The following is a 236-nucleotide window of genomic DNA, read 5'->3' as shown; positions in this document are numbered from 1 at the left end:
AAAAGAAAAAGCAGCACTCGTTTTTAGCCCAACGGAGTTAAATTCATACGTCGATGCTGTTGCGATCCGAGATAGAAACTCTGAACGGTATTCTATTGAACGCAACGCTGAATCAGGTCGAGTGGACTATATTTTCATGTCAACTTCGCTGAGAGATAAATTCGTCGATTCTGCACCTTGGTCAATTAACTCAGCTCAATCTGCACTGTTAAATTATCAATCTGGGATGACATTTG

1 protein-coding gene is annotated in these 236 nt (G+C 40.7%); it reads left to right on the top strand.

Going from position 1 to position 236, the window contains the following annotated elements; all coding sequences use genetic code 11:
- On the top strand, positions 1-236 hold a 236-nt coding region (locus RMT89_RS45410; protein WP_315889596.1), incomplete at both ends, for a hypothetical protein.

Source organism: Streptomyces sp. P17 (genome assembly GCF_032436805.1).
Taxonomy (GTDB): Bacteria; Actinomycetota; Actinomycetes; order Streptomycetales; family Streptomycetaceae; genus Streptomyces.
The sequence above is the reverse complement of the archived record's forward strand: the minus strand, read 5'-3'. Positions and strand labels throughout refer to the sequence as shown.